Origin of the sequence: Oscillibacter valericigenes (assembly GCF_016902445.1) — a bacterium.
GTDB lineage: Bacteria > Bacillota > Clostridia > Oscillospirales > Oscillospiraceae > Oscillibacter > Oscillibacter avistercoris.
This window is the reverse complement of record NZ_JACSNX010000019.1, coordinates 46202-52437: the sequence shown is the minus strand read 5'-3', so window position 1 is coordinate 52437 and position 6236 is coordinate 46202. Positions and strand designations below refer to the sequence as shown.

Here is a 6236-nt window from a genome sequence, read left to right as displayed (position 1 = left end):
TCACCAGTGTTCCAATGGTTCCTCCTTCCGCGCGTTCCGCTTGCCCGCAAGGGGCACGCCGCATCCGTAAGCGGCAGAGCCGCCAACGGCTGCGCAGTCGCTACGCGCTCCCCTGGCGGTCGTAGAAGGTGTTGCGTTGTCCTATGCTGAAGCCTTCATCAACAACCGGCCAGCGGCAGCGAAAAGAGGAGCAGCAGGTATCCCAAACTTCCCCGGGCTAAAGGTCTCCCCAAGGGCCGGGCGTTTCTGTCCCTGACTGCCGCAAGGGATCGCCAACCTTCCCCCGCCGGCGGCAGGAGGTCTGCGCTGGCGCAGACCGACCCGCCGAACATTTTTTCTTTTCCACCGGGCGCGGCGCATTCTCTTTTTGATGTCTTTATGCGGGGCCCCCACCGCGCCCCGCGCGGTGGGGAGAGGAGGAGCAAGGGAGCGGGCGCAGTTTTCGCCGCAGGCGGAAACAGAGCTGAGCGGACTTTGCGACGACGACAATGGGGGGCGCATCCCGCATGGACAATGCCCTTGCGGGAGCAGAACTCCCGTGGCCAACCTCCGGCGGCCCGAATCTACCCCGGGGGGGTTATCTTCCAATCATCCCCAGTTCCTGCTTCCAGGTCAGCACCCGGCGGCAGGCGGTGTCGATGGTGTCTTCCGCCAGCGCTCCGCTTGCCACCGCATCGATGACCTTGGGGATCTGCGTGCGGTAGTCCCTGGTGATCACCAGGTCGTTCCCGGCCTCCAGGGCCATGACCGCCACGGCGCCGTCGGCGGAGTAGGCGGCCACCGCCTCCATGGCTAGGTCGTCGGTCATCACCACGCCGTCAAAGCCCAGCTGCTCCCGCAGCAGGTCGTGGACCGCCGGAGACAGGGAGGCGGGAAGGGTGTCATCCACCGCCGCCATGATGTTGTGGGAGACCAGCACGGCGGTCTTGCCGCCGCCCGCCTCTGTGCCCGCCTGGAAGGGAAGAAAATCTGACGCCTCGAAGGTCTCCAGCGGCCGCTGGTCCACGGCGATGCCGGTGTGGGTGTCTACATTGTTCCCATAGCCGGGGAAGTGTTTTAGAACGCTGCCCAGGCCGTCCGCTGACATCTGGGTGACCACCTGAGACACAAAGTCCGCCGTGGCGCTGGCGTCCTGGCCGAGGGTCCGGTCATAGATGAAGTCGTTTGGGTCAGTGGACACGTCTGCCACCGGCGCCAGGTTCACGTTGAAGCCCAGGGCGGAGAGGAGCAGGTCCTTCTCCCGGGTATCCGCCAGGACCGCCTCCATGCCGCCGGAGGCGTAGGCCTTCTGGGGGGAGGGGAATTTGGCGGACCGCAGATGGGGATTGGAGCTGACCCGCACCACCGTGCCGCCCTCCTCATCCACACCGATCAGCAGCGGGATGCCGGTATCCGCCGCGGCGGCGTCCTGGTAGCTCTGGATGGTCTGGATCAGGCTGTCGGCAGTCTGGTCCGCTGTGTCCCGGCCGAAGAGGATGTAGCCTCCCAGATGATAGGTGCTCACGTCAGAGACCGCTTCCGCGTCCGGCACCCGGACGAAAAACAGCTGGCCCACTTTTTCCTCCAGAGTCATGGAGGCAAGCAGGTCCTCCACCTCCTGGGCGGCCAGTTCTTCCGGTGTGGGCTCTGGCGGGGTATCCTGTTCCTGGGGCTGGGTGTCGGCATCAGGCATTTCCGGGACATCATCCGCCGGGGTGCCGCCGCAGGAGGCCAGGGACAACAGCAGCAGGGCGGCCAGTGCCGCCGTCAAAAAGCGTTTCATAGGTGCTCCTTTCCAGATGGGAGGTACAGATATCAGCAGTGTACCACATTTTCGAGGGAAAGAAAAGACGGTTACCGGGTTGCGGCGGAATCCGGACGGCTGCGATGCCGATGGCAGTGATCCCTCTGCCGGGGCGTCTCAGGGAGAGAAGAGACGCCCTGGAGACGGTAACTGCGGCGGCAGAAGACCACCGGCCCAGCGGTTTGACAGACTTTGGCCGGCGGGAGAAACGTCCTGACTCAAGACAGGAAGCAGGCGGACCGCAGAATGCGATCCGCCTGTTTTATAGTTCCTAAGCCTTTTGGGTTTCCTCCTGGGGCTTGACGATGGCGATGTGCAGCTCGTCCAGCTGCTTCTGGGTGATCCCCATGCGGCGGGGCCGCATGGGGGCCCCGGATTGAAAAAAGGCCGGACAGGCAGAGCCCGTCCGGCCCAAGATTTTCCCTTTGGGAAAATGCTTGAACGCGCTCACGCGCGGCGCGCCACTGGCGCGCTGCGAGGTCACGCGGGGAAATCTGCAGAGAGGTCAGTCTTCCGGCTTGACGATGGCGATGTGCAGCTCGTCCAGCTGCTTCTGCGTGACCTCGCTGGGGGCGCTCATCATCATGTCCTGGGCGTTCTTGTTCATGGGGAAGGGGATGATCTCCCGGATGGAATCCTCGCCGGCCAGGAGCATCACCATGCGGTCCACGCCGGGGGCGATGCCCGCGTGGGGCGGCGCGCCGTAGGTGAAGGCGTTGTACATGGCCGGGAACTTGGCCTTCACGTCCTCCTCGCCCAGGCGGACCATTTCAAAGGCCTTGATCATGATCTCCGGGTCGTGGTTCCGGACGGCGCCGGAGCTGAGCTCCACGCCGTTGCACACCAGGTCGTACTGGTCGGCGGTGATGCTGAGGGGATCGATCTCGCCCCGCTCGGCCTTCAAGAGAACCTCCAGGCCGCCGGAGGGCATGGAGAAGGGGTTGTGGCAGAACTCCAGCTCGCCGGACTCCTCGCCGATCTCGTACATGGGGAAGTCCACGATCCAGCAGAAGGCATACTGTTCTTTGTCCATATGGCCGGGGACGGCGGCGCCCAGGGTCTTCACCAGCACGCCGGCGGTCTTCTGGGCGGCGCCCAGCTTGCCGGCGGACAGGGCCACGAAGTCGTTGGGCTTCAGATTCAGAGCGGAGATCACCTGCTCCTTGATGGGGTTCACGAACTTGGCGATGCCGCCCACGATCTCGCCGTTCTCGTCCAGGCGGAACCAGTAGGGCTTGCCGCCGGAGACGACTTCCACGTCCGCCAGGGTCTTGTCGATGAATTTCCGGGTCTCATGGAAGTCGGACACCACCACGGCCTTGACCACGTTCCCCTCGAAGGGACCGAAGCCGCAGGCACCCAGGACAGAGGTGACGTCCTGCACCGTCAGGTCGATGCGCAGGTCCGGCTTGTCAGAGCCGTACTTCTCCATGGCCTCGGTGTAGGGGATGCGCATAAAGGGCGCGCCGCTGGCCCGGTCATACTTGCCGTACTTGGCGAAGATGGGAGGCAGCACGTCCTCCAGCACGGCGAACACGTCGTCCTGGGAGGCAAAGGCCATCTCCATGTCCAGCTGGTAGAACTCGCCGGGGGACCGGTCCGCCCGGGCGTCCTCGTCCCGGAAGCAGGGGGCGATCTGGAAGTACCGGTCAAAGCCGGAGGTCATCAGCAGCTGCTTGAACTGCTGGGGGGCCTGGGGCAGGGCGTAGAACTTGCCGGGGTGGTTCCGGGCGGGCACCAGATAGTCCCGGGCGCCCTCCGGGGAGGAGGCGGTCAGGATAGGAGTGGTGATCTCCAGGAAGCCGTGCTCCGTCATGGCCTGCCGCAGGGCGGCCACCACGCTGCACCGGAGGATGATGTTGTTCTTCACCTCCGGATTCCGCAGATCCAGATAGCGGTATTTCAGGCGGGTGGCCTCGTCGGCCTCCCGGCTGCGGTTGATGGGGAAGGGCAGTTCGTTGTGCTGGCAGCGGCCCAGCACCTCGATCTTGCTGGGGACCACCTCGATGTCGCCGGTGGGCAGCTTGGGGTTCTTGCTGTCCCGCTCCCGGACGGTGCCCTCCACGGAGATGGTGGACTCCTTGTTGATGGACTTCAGCAGGGCCACCATGTCGGCAGTCTCCGCCACCACCTGGGTGGTGCCGTAGAAGTCCCGGACCACGGCGAAGGCCAGCTCACTGCCCACCTCCCGGAGGTTTTCCAGCCAGCCGCAGATCTTCACGGCCTTGCCGGCGTCGGAGAGCCGCAGCTCCCCGCAGGTATGGGTACGATTCTGTGTCATGATTGTGGATTCCTTTCTGTGTGGAAATATGATTACAAATAGAAATTTATATAAAAGATGTTAAGAATTGGGATCATGCTCCGCTGCCAGAGCCTAGAGCTGTTCCCCAAGGGCCCTGCCAACGGCCTCCCTGTCCGGGACGGAGCAGGAGTAGAGTTCCATTTGCCCCGGCGGGGCGTAAGACCATTCCCGGACGGTGAAGTTCAGTACGGCGAAATCGCTGTCTGTACCGGTGAGGGAGAGGGAGAACATCCAGTCTCCCGCCTCATAGGAGACGGACCCATGGCTGGCGTTCACCGCCTCGGCCAGGGGCCGGATCAGCGGGTCTGCCAGGGAGCGGCGGAAGGAGAGATCTTGGAGCTGCTCCAGCAGGGCCGCCCCCTCCGGGGAGGTGAGGGGCAACGACACCGTGGAAGTCTCCGGCTCCTGAGCCTGGTCCCCCAGGGGCCGGACCAGGATGTTGATCTGCTGGGGGGCCTGGTCCCCCAGCAGGTCCGGCAATGTTACCGGACGGCTGTACCAGATCGCGGCGGCCAGCAGCAGGACCAGGGCCAGCAAAGGTACCCAGACGAGCTTCCGGGTCTTCATAAAAGCACCTCTCACAAATACCGTTTGTATTTTTAACAGAAAATATTTCTATTAGGACTGTTTGAGGGCACGATTTTGTTGTCTCTACAGGTGAGATCTGGTGTCAGAGCATCTCTGCGGGGCAGGGGGTCACTCCCGGATGACCGTGCCCCTCTCCCGCTCCGCCAGGCCGGCCTTGATCCGGTAGACGGTGGCGGCGGGCTCCAGCTTGGTCTGCTCGCCGGTGGCCATGTCCTTGCAGGCCACCACGCCGCCCGCAATCTCGTCCTCTCCCAGGAAGATCACATAGGGGATGCCCAGCTTGTCGGCGTAGGCGATCTTCTGCTTGAACTTCTTCTCCTCGCAGTGGAGCTGGGTGCGGATGCCGTTCTCCCGCAGCAGGGTGGCCAGGGAGATGGCGGGGGACAGGTCCTCGGTCATGGGCAGGATCAGCACGTCCGCCGGGGCGGTGGGCAGGTCCGGGTTCAGCATGCCCTGTTCCCCCAGCACGTAAAACAGCCGGGTCAGGCCGATGGAGATGCCCGCGCCGGGGAGCTGGCGGTCCGTGTAGTACTCCGCCAGGTTGTCATACCGGCCGCCGGAGCAGACAGAGCCGATCTCCGGGTGGTCCAGGAGGGTGGTCTCGTAGACGGTGCCGGTGTAGTAGTCCAGGCCCCGGGCGATGGTGAGGTCCACGGCAAAGTTTTCCGCCGGGACGCCGAAGTCCGCCAGGTACCGGACTACGGTGTTCAGCTCCTCCAGGCCCTGGTCAAAGGTCTCGTTCCGGCCCCGGTAGCCCTCCAGGGCGGAGAGGACGGCCTCGTTCCCGCCGGAGATGGCGATGAACTTCAGGATCTCGTCGGCGTCGGACGATGCCACGGCGAAGTCGCCGGTGAGGATGCCCTTCACCTTCTCCGGGCCGATCTTGTCCAGCTTGTCCACGGTGCGCATGATGTCGCCGGACTTCTCCGTGAGACCCAGCATGGCATAGAAGCCGTTCAGGATCTTCCGGTTGTTCACCCGGATCTGGAACCGCTTGAGGCCCAGGGCGGAGAAGGTCTTGTAGATGATGGCGGGGATCTCCGCCTCGTTGATGATGGAGAGCTTGCCGTCTCCGATGATGTCGATGTCCGCCTGGTAGAACTCCCGGAACCGGCCCCGCTGGGCCCGCTCGCCCCGGTAGACCTTGCCGATCTGGTACCGGCGGAAGGGGAAGGTCAGGTCGTTGTAGTGGAGGGCCACATACTTGGCCAGGGGGACCGTCAGGTCGAACCGGAGGGCCAGGTCCGCGTCGCCCTTCTGGAAGCGGTAGATCTGCTTCTCCGTCTCGCCGCCGCCCTTGGCCAGCAGCACCTCGCTGGATTCGATGACGGGGGTGTCCAGGGGGGTGAAGCCGTAGAGGGAATAGGTGCGGCGCAGGATCTCCATGATCCGCTCCATCTGCTGCTGCGGTCCGGGCAGCAGCTCCATAAAGCCGGACAGGGTCCGGGGGGTCATTTTTGCCATCGTCGAAACTCCTTTTCGTGGGATGCGGGCTGCTGCCCGGAATGCGCCGCAAGTGCGGCGTCCAAGCGTTTCTGCCGCAGGCGGAAACCTTGAAATCGG

General features: G+C 64.1%; 4 protein-coding genes. All 4 read right to left on the bottom strand.

Annotated elements, in window-relative coordinates; translation table 11 throughout:
* Nucleotides 1–577 precede the first annotated feature (577 nt).
* A complete protein-coding gene (locus tag H9X91_RS11045; protein WP_204805072.1) occupies nucleotides 578–1762 on the bottom strand; it encodes a glycoside hydrolase family 3 N-terminal domain-containing protein in 1185 nt (394 codons plus the stop codon).
* Nucleotides 1763–2288: 526 nt separating this feature from the next.
* On the bottom strand, nucleotides 2289–4064 hold the full coding sequence (gene aspS, locus H9X91_RS11040) for an aspartate--tRNA ligase (protein WP_204805070.1): 1776 nt from the start codon (nucleotides 4062–4064) through the stop codon (nucleotides 2289–2291).
* A gap of 93 nt (nucleotides 4065–4157) precedes the next feature.
* A complete protein-coding gene (locus H9X91_RS11035; RefSeq protein WP_204805069.1) occupies nucleotides 4158–4652 on the bottom strand; it encodes a hypothetical protein in 495 nt (164 codons plus the stop codon).
* Nucleotides 4653–4781: 129 nt separating this feature from the next.
* On the bottom strand, nucleotides 4782–6137 hold the full coding sequence (gene hisS / locus H9X91_RS11030) for a histidine--tRNA ligase (protein ID WP_204805068.1): 1356 nt from the start codon (nucleotides 6135–6137) through the stop codon (nucleotides 4782–4784).
* Nucleotides 6138–6236: the final 99 nt, after the last annotated feature.